The organism is Candidatus Bipolaricaulota bacterium (assembly GCA_035528115.1).
Classification (GTDB): Bacteria; Patescibacteriota; Patescibacteriia; order UBA11705; family DATKZF01; genus DATKZF01.
Genome location: DATKZF010000002.1, coordinates 33,108 through 53,977, shown reverse-complemented (window position 1 = coordinate 53,977; position 20,870 = coordinate 33,108). Strand labels below are relative to the sequence as shown.

At 43.1% G+C, this 20,870-nt stretch carries 24 protein-coding genes; 19 read left to right on the top strand and 5 right to left on the bottom strand.

The window, feature by feature from the left end; genetic code table 11:
• The first annotated feature begins 155 nt into the window (after positions 1 to 155).
• The 5 genes from VMX18_01615 to dnaK all read left to right on the top strand — a co-directional run bounded on the left by VMX18_01615 (position 156) and on the right by dnaK (position 5,059).
• Positions 156 to 617, top strand: a complete 462-nt coding sequence (locus VMX18_01615; GenBank protein HUT22088.1) for a hypothetical protein — start codon at positions 156 to 158, stop codon at positions 615 to 617.
• 473 nt (positions 618 to 1,090) lie between these two features.
• The gene (locus VMX18_01610) at positions 1,091 to 1,777 is read left to right on the top strand and encodes a hypothetical protein (GenBank protein ID HUT22087.1); all 687 of its coding nucleotides are present in this window, start codon (positions 1,091 to 1,093) and stop codon (positions 1,775 to 1,777) included.
• A 1-nt stretch (position 1,778) separates the two neighbouring features.
• Positions 1,779 to 2,264 (top strand): nucleotide exchange factor GrpE, encoded by a 486-nt coding sequence (locus VMX18_01605; GenBank protein HUT22086.1) that lies wholly within the window; start codon positions 1,779 to 1,781, stop codon positions 2,262 to 2,264.
• A 152-nt stretch (positions 2,265 to 2,416) separates the two neighbouring features.
• Positions 2,417 to 2,854 carry an Hsp20/alpha crystallin family protein gene (locus tag VMX18_01600; GenBank protein HUT22085.1) on the top strand — a complete coding sequence of 146 codons (438 nt, stop codon included), beginning with the start codon at positions 2,417 to 2,419 and terminating at the stop codon, positions 2,852 to 2,854.
• A 291-nt stretch (positions 2,855 to 3,145) separates the two neighbouring features.
• On the top strand, positions 3,146 to 5,059 hold the full coding sequence (dnaK, locus tag VMX18_01595; protein HUT22084.1) for a molecular chaperone DnaK: 1,914 nt from the start codon (positions 3,146 to 3,148) through the stop codon (positions 5,057 to 5,059).
• Between the two features lie 22 nt (positions 5,060 to 5,081).
• On the opposite strand, the gene VMX18_01590 is transcribed toward dnaK, so the two are convergent.
• The gene (locus VMX18_01590) at positions 5,082 to 5,570 is read right to left on the bottom strand and encodes a hypothetical protein (GenBank protein ID HUT22083.1); all 489 of its coding nucleotides are present in this window, start codon (positions 5,568 to 5,570) and stop codon (positions 5,082 to 5,084) included.
• 70 nt (positions 5,571 to 5,640) lie between these two features.
• Here VMX18_01590 and VMX18_01585 point away from each other — a divergent pair, with 70 nt between their 5' ends.
• The 8 genes from VMX18_01585 to VMX18_01550 all read left to right on the top strand — a co-directional run bounded on the left by VMX18_01585 (position 5,641) and on the right by VMX18_01550 (position 12,422).
• Positions 5,641 to 5,952: a DUF3467 domain-containing protein gene (locus VMX18_01585; protein HUT22082.1), complete on the top strand. Its 312-nt coding sequence runs from the start codon at positions 5,641 to 5,643 to the stop codon at positions 5,950 to 5,952.
• A gap of 5 nt (positions 5,953 to 5,957) precedes the next feature.
• Positions 5,958 to 7,028 carry a molecular chaperone DnaJ gene (gene dnaJ, locus VMX18_01580; protein ID HUT22081.1) on the top strand — a complete coding sequence of 357 codons (1,071 nt, stop codon included), beginning with the start codon at positions 5,958 to 5,960 and terminating at the stop codon, positions 7,026 to 7,028.
• Between the two features lie 4 nt (positions 7,029 to 7,032).
• Positions 7,033 to 7,623, top strand: coding sequence for a hypothetical protein (locus VMX18_01575; GenBank protein HUT22080.1), 591 nt, complete (start codon positions 7,033 to 7,035; stop codon positions 7,621 to 7,623).
• Positions 7,624 to 7,719: 96 nt separating this feature from the next.
• On the top strand, positions 7,720 to 8,238 hold the full coding sequence (locus VMX18_01570; GenBank protein HUT22079.1) for a hypothetical protein: 519 nt from the start codon (positions 7,720 to 7,722) through the stop codon (positions 8,236 to 8,238).
• Between the two features lie 275 nt (positions 8,239 to 8,513).
• Positions 8,514 to 9,890 carry a cysteine--tRNA ligase gene (gene cysS / locus VMX18_01565; GenBank protein HUT22078.1) on the top strand — a complete coding sequence of 459 codons (1,377 nt, stop codon included), beginning with the start codon at positions 8,514 to 8,516 and terminating at the stop codon, positions 9,888 to 9,890.
• 96 nt (positions 9,891 to 9,986) lie between these two features.
• The gene (locus tag VMX18_01560; GenBank protein HUT22077.1) at positions 9,987 to 10,838 is read left to right on the top strand and encodes a Bro-N domain-containing protein; all 852 of its coding nucleotides are present in this window, start codon (positions 9,987 to 9,989) and stop codon (positions 10,836 to 10,838) included.
• Positions 10,839 to 10,872: 34 nt separating this feature from the next.
• Positions 10,873 to 11,472 carry a hypothetical protein gene (locus VMX18_01555; protein HUT22076.1) on the top strand — a complete coding sequence of 200 codons (600 nt, stop codon included), beginning with the start codon at positions 10,873 to 10,875 and terminating at the stop codon, positions 11,470 to 11,472.
• Entirely contained in the window at positions 11,469 to 12,422 is a 954-nt protein-coding gene (locus VMX18_01550; protein HUT22075.1) for a tRNA-dihydrouridine synthase, read from the top strand. The genes VMX18_01555 and VMX18_01550 overlap by 4 nt, the downstream gene beginning before the upstream one ends.
• A gap of 60 nt (positions 12,423 to 12,482) precedes the next feature.
• Here the strand turns inward: VMX18_01550 and VMX18_01545 are convergent, their stop codons facing one another.
• The 4 genes from VMX18_01545 to VMX18_01530 form a co-directional block, all read right to left on the bottom strand.
• Positions 12,483 to 12,857 carry a GxxExxY protein gene (locus VMX18_01545; GenBank protein ID HUT22074.1) on the bottom strand — a complete coding sequence of 125 codons (375 nt, stop codon included), beginning with the start codon at positions 12,855 to 12,857 and terminating at the stop codon, positions 12,483 to 12,485.
• A gap of 48 nt (positions 12,858 to 12,905) precedes the next feature.
• The gene (locus tag VMX18_01540) at positions 12,906 to 13,835 is read right to left on the bottom strand and encodes a magnesium transporter CorA family protein (GenBank protein ID HUT22073.1); all 930 of its coding nucleotides are present in this window, start codon (positions 13,833 to 13,835) and stop codon (positions 12,906 to 12,908) included.
• Positions 13,836 to 13,939: 104 nt separating this feature from the next.
• Positions 13,940 to 14,317: a hypothetical protein gene (locus VMX18_01535; protein HUT22072.1), complete on the bottom strand. Its 378-nt coding sequence runs from the start codon at positions 14,315 to 14,317 to the stop codon at positions 13,940 to 13,942.
• A 211-nt stretch (positions 14,318 to 14,528) separates the two neighbouring features.
• On the bottom strand, positions 14,529 to 14,921 hold the full coding sequence (locus tag VMX18_01530) for a hypothetical protein (GenBank protein ID HUT22071.1): 393 nt from the start codon (positions 14,919 to 14,921) through the stop codon (positions 14,529 to 14,531).
• A 125-nt stretch (positions 14,922 to 15,046) separates the two neighbouring features.
• On the opposite strand from VMX18_01530, the gene VMX18_01525 reads away from it, so the two are divergent.
• The 6 genes from VMX18_01525 (at position 15,047) to VMX18_01500 (ending at position 20,838) form a co-directional block, all read left to right on the top strand.
• Complete coding sequence (locus tag VMX18_01525) at positions 15,047 to 15,577, top strand: hypothetical protein (protein HUT22070.1); 531 nt, start codon at positions 15,047 to 15,049, stop codon at positions 15,575 to 15,577.
• A gap of 163 nt (positions 15,578 to 15,740) precedes the next feature.
• Positions 15,741 to 16,748, top strand: a complete 1,008-nt coding sequence (locus tag VMX18_01520; protein HUT22069.1) for a rod shape-determining protein — start codon at positions 15,741 to 15,743, stop codon at positions 16,746 to 16,748.
• Between the two features lie 79 nt (positions 16,749 to 16,827).
• Positions 16,828 to 18,018: a glycosyltransferase family 1 protein gene (locus VMX18_01515; protein HUT22068.1), complete on the top strand. Its 1,191-nt coding sequence runs from the start codon at positions 16,828 to 16,830 to the stop codon at positions 18,016 to 18,018.
• A gap of 50 nt (positions 18,019 to 18,068) precedes the next feature.
• A complete protein-coding gene (locus VMX18_01510; protein HUT22067.1) occupies positions 18,069 to 18,575 on the top strand; it encodes an NUDIX domain-containing protein in 507 nt (168 codons plus the stop codon).
• Between the two features lie 162 nt (positions 18,576 to 18,737).
• A complete protein-coding gene (gene holB, locus VMX18_01505) occupies positions 18,738 to 19,775 on the top strand; it encodes a DNA polymerase III subunit delta' (GenBank protein HUT22066.1) in 1,038 nt (345 codons plus the stop codon).
• Between the two features lie 4 nt (positions 19,776 to 19,779).
• The gene (locus tag VMX18_01500) at positions 19,780 to 20,838 is read left to right on the top strand and encodes a hypothetical protein (GenBank protein ID HUT22065.1); all 1,059 of its coding nucleotides are present in this window, start codon (positions 19,780 to 19,782) and stop codon (positions 20,836 to 20,838) included.
• Positions 20,839 to 20,870: the final 32 nt, after the last annotated feature.

Genomic DNA, 20,870 nt, shown 5'->3' with positions numbered 1-20,870 from the left:
ATTACGAATAATTACAAATCAGCTTATTGGCTGGTTGGGAGCTACCTGAAAAGCTAATAAGCTACTACCTAAAAGCTCGCGCATTGTTTGACAATGACCGCCTTTTTCGATAACGTGTTCTCGACTGCCAACCACTATCACGCAAGGAGGAGACTATGAAGGAGGTTCAGGTGCAACAAGATCAAGAGGTGGCGCTGGTGCCGTATTCAATAGTTGGGAGGAGGCTTTTCGTGGCCTTGTTCTCGCAACAGGGAGGGTTGATTCAGACGCGCATCGGAAACCCGGGCGCGGCCAGGATGTTTTCCTTGAAGCCCGATGGTCTTCCCTTTCCGGATGTTCACTTGCTTGAAGGAGTGTCGATCGACGGCCGGGCGTTTCTGGCCATGCGGTTCTACGAAGATCAGTTGAGTTTCGTTGGCGAGATCAAGATCAAGCCGATGACAAAGAAGGCCGAGCTCTTCATGAACGCGGTTTTCATCCACTGGATGAAAGCGGCTGAGTGCGGCGACATTTTGGTCGTGGTGGCCGTGGCTAGGCTGATGAGCTGGGCGGCGCAGAACCTGCCGCACAGTCTGCGGCCGGACAGGGACTTCTATTTCAGTGAAGACAGCCGCTGATTGCATGAAATCGGCGGTTTTAAATTTATTACAAATGACTGCCGCTATTAAGATAGCCTTAGTTTTTGTTTTTGAAGTTTTATTACAAATAGTTACAAATTGAATTGGCAATTGAGTGGTTACAAATTATTAAAAATAAAAATTATTTGGGTTTTATTACGAATAATTACAAATGGGACAGGTATTTGGGTGGATTACAAATTACTACATCTAATAAGCTAGACTTGGCTGTAGTTTTTTTTGTTTTGTTACGAATGGTTACAAATGTTACGAATATTTATTTAAGTGGTTACCAATGGTTACGAATTTACAAATAAAAGGTTTTGAATTTAATACAAATAATTACGAATATTATTAATATGGCTTTGTTTTCGTAGTATTTGTAGTATTTTGTAGGTTCGTAGTCATAATCCTTGACACCTTTTTTTATATTGCTATAATGAAATTGGCACTCACATAATAAGACTGCTAATATGAAAGAAAGGCAGAAGGAATTGCTCAAAAATTTAACCAATCACTATATAAAGACGGCCGAGCCCGTGGCTTCCGGGTTTCTGGTCGGAAAATTAAAAGACGAAGTCAGCTCGGCCACGGTCAGAAATGAAATGGCCGAATTGGAAAAAGCGGGCTTTATTTATCAGCCGCATACGTCAGCGGGCAGGATCCCGACCGAGCTAGGTTACAAATTTTATTTGGAAAATTTCATCAAAGGAAAAAAGCTTCAATCGGCCATCGCCGAGAAAATAAAAAAGCAAAAGAAAATCATGGGCAAAGATGTTCGGCAGGGTTTGAAAGAAATCGCCAAAATAGTGGCTGAAGCGTCCGGGGACGCGGTGATCGTGGCGTTCGCGGAAAATGATGTTTATTATACCGGCTTGAGCAATCTTTTTTCCAAGCCGGAATTTGAAGAGAGAAATTTGATTTTTGAATTGAGCTCGGTGTTGGATGAATTGGATAAGGTGATCTTCAATATTTTCAAAGAACGGATTGAATCAAAAGACATAAAAATAGAAATCGGCAAAGAAAATCGATTCAGCGAGGCTTGCGGTTCGGCCATGATTCCGGTTAAAAATCATTTAATAGTCATTTTGGGCGCGACCAGAATGGATTATGAGAATAATTTATCATTGTTAAAATTTTTAACAGAAGAATTGAATTAATATGAGCAAAGAAGAAAGAAAAAAAGACGATAAAAATTGGCCGAAGAAGATTCAGGAATTAACGGACAGAGCCGCGGAAAATTTGGCCGGCTGGCAACGCGCCAAAGCGGATTATGAAAATTTGTTGAAAGAATCGTCAGCCAGGCAAGCGGAGCTGGGCAAATTCATAAAAAAAGATTTGATTGTCGGGATTTTGCCGGTCTTAAATTCGTTTTGCCAGGCTGAAAAAAGCGTGCCCGAAAATAAAAAAGACGATAATTGGGTGAAAGGGTTTATGTGCATTAAGCGGCAATTGGATGAGATTTTGAAAAATTGGGGAGTGGAGCAAATAAAGACCGTCGGCGAAAAATTCGATCCGACTTTGCACGAAGCGGTGGGGGAGGAAACGTCCGATGAAAAAGAAGGAGTGATTGTTAAAGAGGTAATGCCGGGATATGAATTGAATAAAGAGACCGTTGTTTTTGCAAAAGTAATTGTTTCTAAGTAAAAAATTAATAATTTGGGATGCTAGAGGCTGGGCGTGGGTTTAGAGGCTAGAAACAGAAAAAATTCCAGCATCCAAACCCATAATCTATCTTCCAGCATCTAAAAAAATAAATAATGTTAGTCTTCAATGGGCTAACAAAGGGGGAAAATAATATGCCATTAATCAAATGGAGTCCGTTCATGGAGCCGTTCGGGGATTTCGATAAAATCTTCGACGACATGAAACGCGGCGCGATCGCCGGGTTTTTGCCGGCCATCGACATGTATGAAAAAGGAAACAATGTCATTGTGGAAGCTCAACTCCCGGGCATTGATCCTGATAAATTGGATATTTCGGTTGAAAACGATATTCTGACCATTAAAGGAAAGACCGAGAAAAAGTCTGAAGTGGAAGAGAAAAATTATTATCGAAAGGAAATTCACGCCGGCGGTTTCTACCGCTCGCTGGCTCTGCCCGCGCACGTGCAGGGCGATAAGGCCGCGGCCGAATTCGAAGACGGAGTTTTAAAAGTCGTGATTCCGAAAGAAAAAGCGCCGTCCGCGAAAAAAGTCAAAGTGATCGCTAAAAATAAAAACGGGAAGAAGGCTTAAGGGGGCTTGATAAGGCTTGAAAGGTATGGGAGTCAAGATGAAAAGAGGGCTTTTATGAGTTTTTTGGAGATTGTCTTATACCTTATAAATCTCTAATCTTCTTGTCCCATTTACTTCTTTAGCCTTCTTAAGGCTTCTATAGCCCTCTAATTAAATGTTTGCTTTTCGAGGCGAGGAAAGTTTCTTCGCTTCGGGTGAGTAAATATTAAAGAGTTACAAATTACAAATCGATTACAAATGATACAAATAATTACAAATTTTGTAACGCATTCGTAAATTTGTAAAACACATATGAGTAAAATTCTAGGCATTGACTTGGGAACAACCAACAGCTGCATGGCCATTGTCGAGGGCGGCAAGCCCAAGGTTTTGGAAAATTCGGAGGGCAACAGAACCACTCCGTCCATTGTGGCGATTTCAAAAACAGGGGAGAGACTGGTCGGGCAGACAGCCAAACACCAGGCCGTGACCAATCCGAAGAACACTGTTTATTCCGTGAAAAGATTGATTGGCCGCCGAGCCGATGACGCGGAAGTGAAAGAGGATATGGAGAACATGTCATACGAAATAAAACAGTCCGGTTCCGGTATAAAAGTGGCTATGGATGGCAAGGAGTTTTCGCCGCAGGAAATTTCCGCCATGATTTTGCAAAAACTGAAAGCTGACGCGGAGAGCAAATTGGGCGAAAAAATCGAAGAGGTGATCATCACCGTGCCCGCTTATTTCGACGACTCTCAAAGACAAGCGACCAAAGACGCGGGCGAGATCGCGGGCATGAAGGTGAAAAGAATCATCAATGAGCCGACGGCCGCGGCCCTCGCCTACGGTTTTGATAAAAAGAAAAATCAGAAAATCGCGGTTTATGATCTTGGCGGCGGCACTTTTGATATTTCCATTTTGGATATCGGCGACGATACCATTGAGGTTTTGTCCACCAACGGGGACACGCATCTTGGCGGAGATGATTTCGATAAAAAGATTATTGATTGGATAGTCGAAGAGTTTAAAAAGCAAAATGGCATTGATTTGAAAAAGGATCAAATGGCTTTGCAAAGAATTAAAGAATCCGCGGAAAAAGCCAAGCACGAATTGAGCTCCAGCCAAGAAGCTTTGATCAATCAACCTTATATCACTCAGGATAAAGACGGCAGTCCTTTGCATCTTGATTTGAGATTGTCTCGCGCCAAACTTGAAGAGCTGGTCATGGATTTGGTGGAGAAAACGATTGAGCCATGCAAGAAAGCGCTGGACGACGCCAAGCTCGACAAATCGAAAATAGACGAAGTCGTTTTGGTCGGCGGCATGACCAGAATGCCGCTGGTTCAGAAAAAAGTCGAAGAGTTTTTCGGCAAAAAACTCAATATGGAAGTCAATCCGGATGAAGTCGTGGCCATTGGCGCGGCCGTTCAGGCCGGCGTTTTGCAGGGCGATGTCAAAGACGTATTATTGCTTGACGTGACTCCGCTTTCTTTGGGACTGGAAACTTTGGGCGGGGTGATGACCAAATTGATAGAGCGAAACACCACGGTGCCGACTTCCAAATCTCAAATTTTTTCCACGGCCGGGGACAATCAGCCTTCGGTTGAAATTCATGTTTTGCAGGGCGAGCGCGAAATGGCCGGGGACAATAAAGCTTTGGGTCGATTCATTTTGGACGGCATACCGCCGGCTCCGCGAGGCATTCCGCAAGTTGAAGTGACTTTCGATATTGACGCCAACGGCATTTTGAATGTTTCCGCGACCGATAAGGCCACGGGCAAAAAGCAAAATATCACCATCACCGCTTCTTCGGGTTTGTCCAAAGACGAAATCGAGAAAATGAAAAAAGACGCCGAAGCTCACGCCGAGGAAGATAAAAAGAAAAAAGAATCGATTGAAGCTAAAAACATCGCGGAAAGTTTGATTTACACCACGGAAAAATTGATTAAAGAACAAGCTGACAAAATAAAAGACGAGGACAAAAAGTCGCTCGAAGAAAAATTGGAAGCTTTAAAGAAAATAAAAGACGGCGATGATTTCGAGGCGATTAAAAAAGCGACCGATGACTTGGGTCAAGCCGCGCAAAAGATAGGCGCTGAAATGTACGCGGCCTCAAACCAAGCCGCGGCCAATCAACAGGCGGGCGCTGAAACCAAACCGGACGCTGAGCAACCCAAAGACGAAAAAGAAAAGACGCAAGAAGGGGATTTTAAAGAAAAAAAATAGACCGCGGCTCGAGGGCTTTGGTCTATGACTCCTTCTTGATGAATGGATTCTGAGAGCCGTTGGCGTCCCAGATGATCTGGGTGCCGCCTTCGGCTACGGGTCTGACGTCAAGGCAGATCTTGATCATTTCTCTGGGGATCCTCAACTTGCCGCGCAGAGATTTGGCCAATCGTTGGCCTCTCTCTCCGGGCAGGAGATTCAACAGCGCTTGTTCATTTATTTGCACGGTCACCCAGCGTTCGCTGATGAACAGGTGCCGCACCACTTGGCCGCGAAAGAGCACGCCTTTTCGTATGCCGATGACGACCGCCATCAGCAAAACGAGAGGGATGAAGACCTCCTTGTCTTTGCCGGAGCCGCATCGCACGCGAAGTTTTTTCGCGCTTGGCGATGGAGTCGGCATGGCTATGGATGAAACGCTGATTTCTCCCATTTTCACCCGGTTGACGAACTTTCCGTATGTCCCGCGCCAAAACAGATTGGCGCCGGGACGAAAGATGATCGCGTACATCTCGATCCTCCTTGTCAGCGCCTTTTCGGCGGTTCAATATAATCTAACCGATTTTTAATTATTTGTCAATATGAATGATCAAAATTTCCAGAATCAACAGCCACCCAAACAGATTCAAATCAAAGCTCAAGACGCGGATTTGAAGGGCATTTTCGCCAATGCCATGCAGATTACTCACACCAGAGAAGAGTTTGTTTTGGACTTTCTCAACATTTTTCCGCCGCAAGGCACGCTTAATGCCAGAATCATCACCACGCCCGGACATTTGAAAAGAATCGTCTTGGCGCTGCAGGACAATTTGAAAAAGTATGAAAATACTTTTGGCGAAATCGAAATCGCGGATATGCCCAAAAACGAAGTGGGCTTCGGGGAGAGAGCGTAAAAATTATGGCTTCAAAGGATTACTATAAAACATTGGGAGTTGAAAAAAACGCTTCGCAAGACGAAATAAAGCGCGCTTTTAGAAAACTCGCGCATCAATACCACCCGGATAAACCGGATGGCAATGAGCAGAAATTCAAGGAAGTCAATGAGGCTTATCAGGCCTTGGGAGATGAAAAGAAGCGTCAGCAATATGATCAATTCGGCTCGACATTCGACCAGGCCGGAGCCGGAGGATTCGGCGGGTTTTCCGGCCAAAATCCTTTCGGGGGCGGTTTTTCATCCGCTAATTTCGACATGGGCGACTTGGGAGATATCTTTGGCGATGTCTTCGGCTTCGGCTCTAGAAGTCGTCGCCAAGCCAGAGGAGCTGATATTGAAATGGATTTGACAGTCGATTTCATGGAAGCGGTTTTTGGCGCGGAAAAGGTAATTTCCCTGAACAAAAATATTGTTTGCCCTAATTGTTCGGGAAACGGAGCTGAGCCGGGATCGAAAATTTACGAATGTCCGGCTTGCAAAGGTTCCGGTCGGCAAAGCAGGGTTCAACAAACAATTTTGGGAGCGATTCAAACTCAGGTAGCTTGTCCGGACTGCGGAGGCAAAGGGCGAAAAATAGAGAAAAAATGTTCTCGTTGCAAAGGAATGGGTATTGTTAATGAAAATGAGGAAATTAAAGTCAGCGTTCCGGCCGGCATAGACAACGGCGAATCTCTCAAATTGAGCGGCCGCGGCGAAGCGGCTTCCTCGGGCGAGGCCGGTGATTTGTACCTCCATATTCGCGTCAGACCCAGCGATCAGTTCGAACGCCGCGGTTATGATATTTTAAGTAATCAACAGATAAGCTTTGCGCGAGCGGCATTGGGTGATAAAATGGAAATAAATACGATTGACGGCGAAGTAAGTTTGAAAATTCCGGCCGGCACTCAGCCGGGTACGAAGTTTAGGTTAAAAGGCAAAGGTATTCCCAAGCTGCGCGGCTATGGAAGAGGAGATCATTGGGTGATAATTGATGTCAATGTGCCGAAAAATTTGACCAGAGAACAAAAAGATTTATTAAATAAATTGGATTTATAAAAATATGGGTTGGAATCCATTTAAAGGAGTAGAACAGGGAGGCGGCTCGGCCACTGACGCGGTTTTGGAAGATTTGAATTCCGAAGACGAGCGCGAGAGAAATTTTGCGGTTGGCGAAATCGTCCGGCTTTTTAATCAAGACGCCACCATGTTTGACGGTTCGGAGGATAAAGTGATTAACGCTTTGCGGGGGGTTAACGCTCTGGGCGTAAAAGAAGTATTGCAAGGCATGCAGGAGCTGAAAGGAGCGAAGGTCGATGAGGATAATGATAAGGTCAGAGAAATGCCCGCTTTGAAAATAAGCGAAGGTTTGGATGAGCTTTTAAAGGCAAAAAAAGATTTTGAAAAAATGAACGAGGATCCTGATGAATTAATCGGTTTTATGGGAGCTTTAAGACAAATGGTCGGTAAAAATGCTTATATGGACGATCCTGAATTTGTAAACAGGGTAATCAGCTCAATAGAATTAGTCGCGGATGCCGTGTCAGTTTGGCCGAATAAGGCGGAAAAAGCGGATCTTGAAGAGAGTTTAGTTCGCTGGGAAAGGAAATTACCTCTTGAGATTAAATCTCAAATGATGAAAAAGGTAGCCTAAATGAATCGGTTTGTGTTATAATATTCTTATCATGAAACATGGATCATGAATCATGAAACAATTGTTTTAAACTTCATAAAATAAAAACAGAAATTTATGTCCGCAGTCATAGATTGGTTTACAACAATCGATTGGGTGAATCCCAGCTGGGATTTGATCGTTTTGCTTTTTTTTACCGTCGGCGCTTTGCTTTACGGCATTGCCATGGGCAGAAGCAGAATCATCGTGGTTTTATTGTCTTTGTATATCACTTTGGCCATCGCTTACACCATTCCATGGTCAAAGTATTTGAAAGGCTCGATCAGCATCAATAACGCCTTTGTTTTGCAGGCCACGGTGTTTATCATTTTACTGGTGGTTTGTTTTTTCTTGATTTCGCGGTCGGCCGTGGGCCGGGTGATCGGCGACAGCTCCGGGGCGTGGTGGCAGGTGATCGTGTTCAGCTTTTTGCAAATCGGGCTTTTGATCAGCGTGATTTTCACTTTTTTGCCATCAAGTTTTTTGAATAATTTCAGTTTTGTAACCAGGGAAGTTTTTGTTAGCGATATTGGCAGATTGGTTTGGCTGGGGTTGCCGATTTTGGCCATGATGCTGGTGAAGGAAAAAGAAGAGTGATGGGCTACGAAACTACGAATCTTTACGAATACTACGAAAACATGGATTTGGGAGATTACGAATGAAGCATTCCGGGAAAGGGGATGTTTTTTTGATTTTTTGGCCAAATTTGCTAAAATTGAGAAAAGGTTACAAATTACGAATTTTGTACGAATTTTACAAATAGTTACAAATTTATCCCAATGGGATCCCTTTGGGACGAATGAGGCATTCAATTTTTTTTATTTTTAATATTTGTTTTTTATATTTTATATTTGATTTTTTATTTAAAAATTATGGATTTACATTTATTCAACACGTTATCTCGAAAAAAGGAAAAATTCAGGCCGATTCGTTGGTGGCGTAAAACAGTTTCAATGTACACTTGCGGTCCGACCGTTTACGACTACGCGCATATCGGCAATTTCAGAAGTTATGTTTTTGCCGATATTATAAAAAGAGTTTTGCGCTATAATAAATTCCGAGTTTGGCAGGTAATCAATATCACTGATGTCGGCCACCTGACCGGAGATGAAGACTCCGGCGAGGACAAAATCGCCAAAAAGGCGGCGGCTGAGCGAAAAACCGCCTGGCAAATCGCCGAGTATTACACTGAAGCTTTCAAAAGCGATTTTATTAAGCTCAACAATCTTGAGCCCATGGTCTGGGCCAAGGCGACCGACCATATCAAAGCGATGATTGATTTGGTGAAAAAACTTGAAGCCAAAGGCTTTACTTATAAAACTTCGGATGGGGTTTATTTCGACACTTCCAAATTAAAAGATTATGGCAAACTGGCGCGGCTCGATATTGCCGGACTTGAAGCGGGCAAGAGAATTGAAATCGGCGAGAAAAAAAAGCCGACCGATTTCGCTTTGTGGAAATTCTCGCCAAAGGACAAAAAGCGCGACATGGAGTGGGATTCTCCGTGGGGCGTCGGCTTTCCGGGCTGGCATATCGAATGCTCGGCCATGTCCATGAAATATTTGGGCAAGACGATTGATGTTCACACGGGCGGCATTGATCATATTCCCGTGCATCATTCGAATGAAATCGCCCAAAGCGAAGCGGCGACCGGCCGACAGTTCGTTCGATTTTGGCTGCACAACAATTTTATTTTGATGAACAATGAAAAAATGGCCAAGTCAGTGGGCAATATAACCACGCTCAAAGATTTGCATTTGAAAGGATTCGAGCCGCTTGATTACCGCTATTTGCTTTTGAATACTCATTACCGAAAGGAATTGAATTTTTCTCTCGAGGCCATTGCCGCGGCCCAAAGCGCTCTATGCAAATTAAAACGGGATTTTTTAAGCTGGGGTGAAAATCCGGGCGAGGTTTTGCCGGCCTGGGAAGAAAAATTTCATCAAGCGATTAATGACGATCTTAGTACTCCGCAGGCCTTGGCGATCGTTTGGGACTTGATCAAGTCAAAAGAAAAAGAAGCTAACAAGAGAGAGACGCTGCTTCGATTTGATTCGATATTGGGGCTGGGCTTGGAAAATCTAAATCCTGAAGCGATTCCGGCGGCAATCAAAAAATTGGCCGAAGACAGATTGGCGGCCAGAAAGAAAAAAGATTTTGAGCTGGCTGATTCGTTTCGCAAAGAGATTGAGGTTTTGGGCTGGGAGGTGGAGGATACGGCCGGAGGATATGAGGTATTTAAAAAATGATCCGCGGTTGCGGTAGGGGTATCGAGGCTCGAAATAATTGAGATGCAGGAATCCGGGTGATGCGCCGGCCTACAATTTGTTTTTACAAGAAAAAATATGGCTAAAAAACAATTAAAGCATAAGACAATCGCTATCTTTGATGGCCAGCAAATCCGTCGCCATTGGGACGAGGATAAAGAGCTGTGGTATTTTGCCGTATCAGATGTAATTGCGGTTTTGACCAAGAGCGTTGACCCGCAGGCATATTGGCGGAAATTTAAGGAAAGACTGCTTAAAGAGGGCGGAAATGAAACCGTGACAAAATGTCACGCTTTGAAAATGATTGCCGCTGACGGCAAAATGCGCCTTGCTGACGCCGCTGATACGGAAACCATGCTTCGACTTATTCAGTCCATACCTTCTCCCAACGCGGAGCCTTTCAAGTTATGGTTGGCAAGGGTTGGATATGAAAGATTGGAAGAAACCGCTGATCCAGAGCTGGCTATCAATCGCGCGTTAAAAACCTATCTGCAAAAAGGCTATGGCCCGGAATGGATAAATCAAAGATTAAAAAGCATTGAGATACGTAAAGCTTTAACTGATGAATGGGAACATCGAGGGGTTAGCGATGGACGGGAATTCGCTATTTTAACCGATGAAATTACCGAAGCCTGGGCGGGAATGACCACCAAAGAATATAAAAGATTAAAGAAACTTCAAAAAGAAAATTTGCGGGACAATATGACTAATATGGAGTTGGTTTTGAATATGTTGGCTGAAACCGCCACAACTGAAATTTCACGAAAGCATGAGCCTAAAAATCTTGATCAAAATAAAGTCGTGGCGCGACAAGGAGGGAACGTGGCCGGCAACGCCAGAAAAGAGATTGAGAGTAAAACAGGAAAAAGCGTGATTGACAAGCGGAACTCGCGACAGCTTGGACGCGGGGATAATAACCGTTTAAAATAATTGTCCAGTCTTGTGACTTATAGTTTGTGATCATATGCCCAAAGAAAAATTTATCATGCCAATGAAAATAAAAAAGTTCTACGAGCAAGCTTTAAAAGAGCTTGAAGCTTTTTTTGACTTGAAATTAAAACCGCAGGTTCGATTCGTCAATGACCGAAAAGAGATTGACAAGTTTTTGGGTTACAAGACCCCTCGTTGGCTTGTCGGTTGGGCTCATAAAGGCAAGATTTACATATTGCGACCCGAGAATTATAACGCGGAAAGCATTCATAAATATTCGGACAAAGATTATTATCAATTGATCAAACATGAATTGGCGCATTTGTTTTTTTTGAAATTATCAAATGGAAAGGCGGAACCCGATTGGCTGTGGGAAGGGACTTCATTGTTTTTATCGGGTCAATTGGATAAAAAAATGAATGAATACAAAAGTTTTTTAAGATATTATAAAAAAACCGGTCCGGGCGTTTTTAAGGAATCCGGCAATGCGGTTTCGTTTTTGGTAAAAAAATATGGAGCGAAAAAACTGCTTTCATTGATTGAAAGTTTGAAAAAAATAAAAAGCAAAGCTGATTTTAAAAAGAATTTTGAGAAGATTTATGGTTTTGAATTAAAATATAGAAATTTCAGATGAAGAATTTTTGGCAAAAATTGAAAAAGCCGATCATCGCCGTGGCGCCCATGGCCGGATACACTGACTCCGCCTTTCGTTTGATTTGTCGAAAATACGGCGCTGACGTTGTCTACACGGAAATGATTTCCGCTGACGCGCTGCATTATGATGCCAAAAAGACTTTGGAAATGCTTAAATTTAATAAAAAAGAAAAACCGGTTGTCTGCCAGCTTTTTGGTAAACGTCCGGAAATGTTCGCCAAGGCCGTGAAAATCGTTGAAAGTTTCGGCTATGACGGTATCGATATAAATTTCGGCTGTCCGGCCAGAAAAGTGGTGGCGCATGGCGGGGGAGTCACTTTAATGAGAGATTTGGATAATTGTTATGAAATAATTAAAATCGTCTGCGAAGCGGCCAAGGTGCCGGTTTCCATTAAAATTCGCGCTTCCATAAAAAAAGGCGAGCAAATCATTTACGCCACTGATTTGATTGAAAAAATAAAAGATTTGCCCGTGGCCGCGGTCATGATCCATGGTCGAAGTTATGAGGGAGGATTCAGCGGCCCTGTTGATTTTGAAATGATTAAAAAAGTTAAGGAAACTTTTAAGGGAATTGTTTTGGGCAATGGGGGAATAGACTCGCCCGAAGCGACCAAGAAAATGATTGATAAGACCGGAGTTGATGGCGTCGGTCTGGCCAGAGGGCTGTGGAAAAAACCTTATTTGGGTAAATTGATAAAAGAGTATTTGAAAAAAGGGGATTATAAAAATTGGGATTTGAGAAAAATAAAAAAAATGGCTATTGAGCACGCCAAATTGATGTTTGAGACGAAAGGCAACAAAGGAATAATGGAAATGCGAAAATTTTTACTTTTTTATTTCAAAGGTTTCCCCAACGCGAGCGAAGCGAGGCAGAGGCTGGTGAAGGTGGAGACGTTAAAAGACGTGGAGAAAGTCTTGAAGGAAATTTAAGACTACGAAACTACGGAAGGTTACGAATCCTACGAAAACATGGAGACTAGGAAAGGATGATTAATATAAATTGAGGACTCTATATATTTTCACTTCTTCTTTTTTGAATGCAACTAATAATCCTAATTTTAATCCGGATACGTTCAGGTATTCTTTTATTTGATTGAAATCAGATGAAGTTGTTTTTCCAACTTTGATTTCGACAATAATTTTATCATCAATAAAAAAATCCGCATATCTATTGCCGATTTTATGTTCATGATAAATTAAAGGGACTTTGAATTGATAGAGGAACTTTATTTTATTATTGTATAAAGCTTTTATGATCGCTTGGCAATAGGCCTTTTCCCGTTTTCCGTAACCGATTGTGTTATAGACGTCAAAGAAGATGCCATTTAATACATAACTTAAATCTTTATACAGGATCTCCGTCATATTATTGTTTTGGTAGTATAGGTAGAATGTTCGTAGATTCGTAGTCGTTTAGAGCCAGTGCTTCTTTTTAAAAATGGTCAGCATGATAAGTGTTCCTGACGCCATCAAGCCCACAATTTTATAAAAGCCGTAGGGCGTGTCTACCAGGGGCATGGTCGTGTTCATGCCGAAAATCGCGGCCAAAAGGGTCAGCGGGAAGACGATTACCGAGAAAATGGTCAAAGTTTTGATGATTGAATTCAATCTGTCGGAATAAATGGATTCATTGCTTTCGAAAATGGCGGAAATGGTGCCACCGTAATTGTCCAGCGTGTCCCAAATTTCTTTCAGATCGTCAACCACGTTGGTGAAGTACGTCTCCAGCCGTTTGGTCGGAAAAAATTTGGTCGATTTATCCACCATTTTTCTGATGACCGCCTTGTGAGCTTGAATCGATTTTTTGAAACTGACGATATTTCTTCTGGCAATCAAAATATCGTGAATGACGTTTTCTTTGAATTTTTTAGTTAAAAATATTTTGTCCTCAAGCGTTTCAATGTCATTGCTGATATGATTGAGCATGGGGAAAGCGTTGTCGATGGAATCGTTAAGTATTTCATATAAAAGAGATCCTGGGGACGACCCCAAAGCCGAGGGTAATTTTTTGTCTTTTCGATATTGCTCGAACAATCGATCAAGCGGTAAAAAATCGGTTTCCTGGCAGGTGATCAAATAATTTTGACTGATAAAAAAATCCACTTCTAGAGGCACTATCTTTCTTGACTTGGCTTGATAGACGGGGAAAGTCAAAATCATGAACAGATAATCGTCGTGTTCGATCAGTCTCGGCCGTTGCAGCGGAGGCAGGCAATCGTTTAAATGCACCATTGAAAAATGGTAGTTGTTTTGCAAATACTCGATTTCTTTTTTTCTCGGTTTTTTTATTTTGAGCCAGGTCAGTCCCGCGGAATTTTTAAGCGTGGGATATTTGTTCGCCATACGATCTTTGTATTTTTGTTTCAACTGATTTTATTATAACATTTTAAAAAGATTTCAGCCACCCGCGAGGCGAGTGGCTGTGCAAAATCCGTGAAACCATGGCGTCACCTCGACAGGCGGCGCCAGCCCCACCGAATCATTCGAAACGGCAGAGCGATGACTTCTCGGACAAGGTTGACGATTCCCCGGGTGAGCTTGCGGCCGCCTTTTTTGGAGACGGAAACAAACTTTTTCTGGACTCCGAGGATCTTGGCCATGCCGTACGCCATAATGAACAGCGTCAGCAGGGATCCCAGCAAGTACTCCCATTGCATGGTCGTTCCTTTCCGTTTCGGATATTTAATTATATCATATTTTATTAAAAAAGTCAATACTTGGCGAATACAAAAAAACAGCCGTTTTGGCTGTCTTTTAAAATAGATTAAGCAGGCTTGTTTCGACTTGCCCATTTGGGGCAGCGTCGACCTACTTTTTGTAACCAAAAAGTAGGCAACCTGCCTGCCCTGCCTGCCGGCAGGCAGGCGGCAGGCAGGAAAGTTCTGGGGGAAAAAGATTCGCGATGCGACGATTAAATTACCAGGATCGCGCTATGGCTCAGCTTTTCCCCCAGACCCCTGGTGCTGGAAATGTGAAGGATCGATGATATTAAACAAAAAAACAGCCGATTAGGCTGTCTTTTATTATTATGTAATTTTATTCAATACTCATGGTAGCGCTCTGAAAAACGTCAAAGATATAATTTACGGCCGAATAAGCCATTAAAATGATGGCCAGGCCGATCAGGCCATTGACGAAGACTCCTTTGGCTTCTTTCTTTTTGTCTTCGTTGGCGCCTGAAATCATCCACAAGAAGCCGCCATACATGACTATAATCAGGGTAAAAATGCCCAGCAATGACAGCGCTTGTTTAATAATGCTGCCTACCAACTGGTTCAACCCTGCCTGCGGCAAGCCCGCGTGCTGATTAAATACTTCCAGGCCGTTTTGCATATCGGAAAACGCACCCGAAGCGGTCATGGCCGGCAAAGCCACGATAAACAGGGCGATTATGGCGTAAATTGTATAGATTAATCTTGCTTTTTTCATATTTGTTATACCTTACAAAAAAACAAGAGATTTGTCAAGGGGGGCATTTATATGATACAATTTATAATGATATTTGGCAAAATTTGCAAAAAAATCAAAAAAATATTACACTTAATCAAACTCATATGACCCCAATGGACCCATTAAAAAAGGACGCGCAATTGGAAAAGTTAACGCCGGCCGAGCCGGCTTTGGAAAAGGTTTCGGAAGAAAAAGCAGAGCAAGAAGTCAAAGAGCAAGAAAGGTTAACTCACGAAAAGCTGGCCGCGGCAAAAAAAGAATTTGAAGCTTCAGCCAAGGAAGATGTTCGCGGAGCTTTGGATTTGGAATCGGCGAGTCATTTGGCCTCGCAAACGGCCGCGCCGGCGAATATTCAGCTGAAATCCATTCAAGATGTGATGCAAGAAGACATTTATGAACTGTATGTTCAATTGTCCGCTTCCGAGCAGAAAAAATTCGCTGCCGAAGGAAAAATCACGGCCGGAAAAATTCAAATTTTATTGAACAAGGTTAAAGTCAACGTGAGTAAAATAATAGACTTGCTCAGACGGTGGCTTTCTTTTTTGCCCGGTATAAACAAATATTTTTTGGAACAGGAGACCAAGATAAAATTGGATAAATTGCTGGAGATGAAAAAAAGGGAGGATGGAGCATGAAGCGCGTGTTACGAATTACAATCGGCTATCAATCTTTTATGTTATTTGTTACGCCTGCCTGCTCCTCGAGTCTGAGCTCGCCACTCGGCCGTGAGCTCGTGGCCGAACGGGAGTCGAAGACCGGTAGGCAGGAATTACAAGATACTCAAGAATACGCTTAAATATGTTTATAAAAAAAATCGGCATTGATTTGGGGACAACTTACACGCTGGTGCATTTGCCCAAAAAAGGGATCGTGATCAACGAGCCCTCTGTTGTGGCGATTTCAGTGACCGATAAAAAAATATTGGCTGTCGGCGATGAGGCCAAGGAAATGCTCGGTCGCACGCCCGACACCATTGTCGCCTGCCGGCCGTTAAAAGACGGAGTAATAGCCGATTACAAAATAACCGAAGCCATGCTCAGATACTTCATAAATAAAGCGTTGGGCGGTATTAAAATTTTCAGGCCCGAGGTCATGGTGGCCGTGCCGGCCGGTATCACTTCGACTGAAAGAAGAGCGGTGATCGACGCCACCATCACGGCGGGCGCGCGAGCCGCTTACATTATCAAAGAACCGATCGCGGCCGCCATCGGCGCCAATATCCCGATAGGCAGCGCTTCCGGACACATGATTATCGATATCGGCGGCGGCACTTCCGAAGTCGCCGTTATTTCTTTGGGAGGCATTGTCACTTCAAAATCAGTTAGAATCGGCGGAAATAAATTCGATCAAGCCATTGCCGACTACACTCGGAAAAAATACAATCTGGCCATCGGTGAACGGACTGCGGAGGCGATAAAGATAGAAATCGGTTCGGCCATGTATCAAGAAGGTCCGCCGACCATGGATGTTCGCGGCCGGGACATGATCACGGGGCTGCCGAAGACCATTATAATGAATTCCAATGACGTGACCGAAGCTTTGCAAAAAGAACTGGACGGCATTATCAATTCCACCAAGGAAGTTTTGCACATCACGCCGCCGGAATTATCGGCTGACGTGATCGATAAAGGCATCATCATGTCCGGCGGCAGCAGCTTGCTCCGAAATATAGATCGCTTGATTTCCAAAGCCATCGGCGTGCCGGTCTATATCGCCGACGACGCGCTACTTTGCGTGGCCAAAGGCACGGGCGTGGCTTTGGATAATTTGGATTTGTATAAAAGATCAATACTTGCGACCAGGTAACGAGCTTGTAGGTTATTAGGTTCTTAGATTCACAGGATAGTGGTTTTTGCCTAATAACCTAATTACCTAATAACCTAATATGTTAATTGGCATCGACGCTTCTCGGGCCAATAAGCCCAATAAAACGGGTACCGAGTGGTATTCATATCATTTGATTCAGTGGTTTAAAAAATTGGATAAAGAAAACCGCTATTTTTTATATACCAATGTTCCGCTAAAAGATGGGCTGGAAAACTGTCCTGAAAATTTTGAGGAGAAAATTTTGAATTGGCCGCCGGGCAGATTGTGGACGCAGTTTCGGTTGTCTTATGAAATGTTGGTTACGAGATTACGAGATTTTTGTACAAGATTATACAGATTACAAGATGTACGAGATAAAACAGGAAAGGAGCCTGATAGGCTGTTCGTGTCCGCGCATGTCATTCCTCTTTTTCATCCGAAGAAAACCGTGGTGACCATGCATGATATAGGCTTTGAGCGCTTTCCGAAAATTTATCCTTGGTACGATATTGTCTATCATAAATACGCTCTTCGTTTCGCCAAATTTTCTGCTTGGAAAATAATCACCATTTCCGAATTTTCCAAAAAAGAAATAATGGATGTTTTTAAAATTCCGGCTGAAAAAATAAAAGTGGTTTATAACGGATTTGACGCCGGCAATTATAAAATTTATCCGGCTGAAGAAATCGAATCAATCAAATTAAAATACGGTTTGAATTCACCTTATTTCATTTTTACGGGCAGACTGGAAGAAAAAAAGAACACGCCGTTTTTGGTGGAATGTTTCGCTGAATTCAAAAAATCGCGACCGGAGTGCAAGTTGGTTTTAGTTGGCAATACAAAAACCGGTTCCGGGTTCGTGACGCACGGTTTTGAGCGCGTCAAAGAAAACATTGAAAAGTTCGGCTTGCAAAAAGACGTTATCACGCCGGGCTGGGTGGGCGTCGAGGACTTGTCAAAATTAACGGCCGGCGCGAGAGCCTTGGTTTTTCCGAGTTTGTATGAAGGATTCGGCATTCCGCCGCTGGAAGCCATGGCCTGCGGCTGCCCGGTGATTTGTTCCAATACGACCAGTTTGCCCGAAGTGGCGGGAGACGCGGCTTTATTGATCGATCCGAAAAGCAAAGAAGAAATTGTCCGAGCCATGAACAAAATTGACGCTGATGAAAATTTAAGAAAAGAATTGATCGCCAAAGGTTTTGAAAATATAAAGAGATTTTCATGGGAAAAATGCGCTCGCGAGACGTTGGAAGTGATTTTGGGCGATTAAGCTACGAATCTACTAATCGGCTACAAAAATTACGAAAACAAGGAGCGATTATGAAAATGCTGAAAACAATTTATCAAAGAGCTAGGGAAAGGGAGGCCTTGCCAAGGGACGATTATAAAGTAATAAAAGCTTCCAGAACCGTAATTTTTGATGAAGAATTCAAGGTGGCTTTGCTTTATGTGGGGAAATATGATTATCATAAATTGCCGGGTGGCGGAATTGAGGGAAATGAAACACCTATTGAAACCTTAAAGAGAGAATGCCTGGAAGAAGTCGGATGTGAAATAAAGAATATTAAAGAGTTGGGAATTATTAAGGAGTACCGTGACAATGTTAAAGAAATCTCCACTTCTTATTGTTATGTGGCCGTTGTTGATGGAAATAAAGGAAAAACATCCTTTACAGATAAAGAAATAGCATTCGGTTTTAAATTGCTCTGGGTTAATTTTGAGCAAGCTATTGAATTATTTGAAAATGATACAACAGACGATCAAATCGGAAAGATGATCTTACAGAGAGATTTGACAATATTAAAAGAGTCCAAAAATTTTTTATAAACCTTGCTTTTATAAAATTAGAATGGGTTTCGGCTTGCCCATTTGGGGCGGCGCCGACCCACTTTTTGACGCCAAAAAGTGGACAACCTGCCTGCCCCCCCGTCCTTTGAGGGTTTGATGTTTCATTATTCATGCTTCATGAATATTATGCTATAATAATCTATGAAAGACTTGGAATTCGACTGGCCGATTTTGGGTCAGGAGAAAATCAAAAAGTTTTTGCAAAAGAGCGTGAAAAATGAGTCTTTTACTCACGCGTATTTGTTTTACGGTCCCAATAATGTGGGCAAAACCTTGACCGCCAAGCTTTTCGCCAAAACATTACTTTGCGAAAATTATAAGAAATTCAGAGAAGGAGCTTCGGATTCTAAATTGAAGGTTCCTTGCAATCAATGTTCCCATTGCCGGCAATTCGAGAAAAACATTCATCCGGACGTAAATTTTTTGGAAAGGGAATTGAACAGCGAGGGCGATGATTCGAAAACGCAGATTTCGATCAAGCAAGTGCAAGGTTTGCAGGATAAAATAAGTAAAAGAGCGTTTCTAAATTCATATAAAATCGTGCTGGTTCCGCAGGCGGATTCTTTGAATGAAAAGGCGAGCAACAGCTTGTTAAAGACGCTGGAGGAACCGGCGCAAAAGACGGTGATTATTTTAATCGCCCGATCAAAGAACAATCTTTTGGACACGATCGTGTCCAGATGCCAATCGTTTTCTTTCTCGGCCGTGTCCAAAGCGGACATATACGATTATTTGCTCGGACAAAGCGCGTCGAGAGATCAGGCGAAAATATTTTCGAGGTTGGCGCTCGGCCGGCCGACCAGGGCGATGAGACTTTTGTCGAACGGCGACCAATATTCGGCGCTCCAAGACAATCAGGCCGGTTTTTTGCGCGCGCTTTGCGGTGGCGTCAAGGAAAAGTTTTTTTTCGCGGATGAATTCAGCCAAAAGAAAAAAGATGATTTGCTAAGCGACGCCAATGAATGGTCGATTGTGCTCAGGGATTTGCTCTTGACGGAAATGGGCGCGGCGGAAAAAATTTCCAACATTCATTTGGCCGATGATTTGCTCAAGTTGCGCGGCAGGTTTTCTTGCGATCATTTGACGGCGCTGCTATTCGGAGTGGAATCTTTAAGGCAAGATATTATTAAAAATATAAATATAAAATTAAGTTTAGAAAACTTTTTTCTAAAAGCATGAATTTATGCCAAAAAAAATATCAGTTGTCTGCGCGGCGATTTTATTGATGATTTCGCTGTCGGGATGCATCAAATTGGGCGGCGATAAACAGACGGATCAAAACTTGGGCGGTGTGTTCATTTCCGCGGATAACGGAGAAAATTGGGGAAGAAAAGTGGACTTGATGACTCCGGGCGCGACACCGGGAACGATCGGCGACGTCAATGTGGTGGATTTTACTTTTGATCCGAGCGATTCGAACGTGCTGTATTTGTCCACCGCGGAAAATGGTTTGTTTTATTCGATCAATAACGGCAATGGCTGGATGCCCGTGGATGATTTGAATTCCGGTTTTGTCAGAGGAGTGGATGTGGATTCGAAAAATCCTTGCGCCATTTATGTAGCCATCAATACCAGATTGGTCAAATCTTCGACTTGCGCCAGAGAATGGGAAGACGTATTCAAGGTGGCGGCCGGACAATTGGTGACCGCGGTGACGGTGGATTATTACAATTCCGACATGGTTTATATCGGACTTGATTCCGGGGATTTCTATAAAAGCCAGGACGCCGGAAAAAATTGGGAAAGACTTTATAATTTTCCTTCAAGAGTCAATCAAATCGTTTTGGATAAAGATGATTCTCGCAAGCTTTACGTGGGCACGGAAAAAAATTATCTTTATAAAAGCTCGGACAGCGGTCAAAATTGGCAGAGTTTGCGAGATCAATTGAGAGAATTCAGCAACGCTGGCAGATCGATTGAAATTGCCCAGTCTCGGCAAACGGGCGCACTTTTGTACGCCACCGGTTACGGAATTTTGAAATCGGTCGATAGCGGCGCGACTTGGCAGGAAGTGAAATTATTGACAGAACCCGATGCTACCAAAATATTTTCCATGGCCATCAACCCCAAAAACGGCAATGAGATATACTACGCGACCGATACCAATTATTATCGCAGCGCGGATGGCGGCGAGACCTGGAGCGCGTCCAAATTGCCGACCACGAGAGCGGGCAGAGCCTTGACCGTGCATCCGGAGGACGGTAATGTCATTTATTTGGGGGTAAGATCGTACGAGCAATAATTTAAAAGTTCATAGTTAGAGTGGTTTGAAAA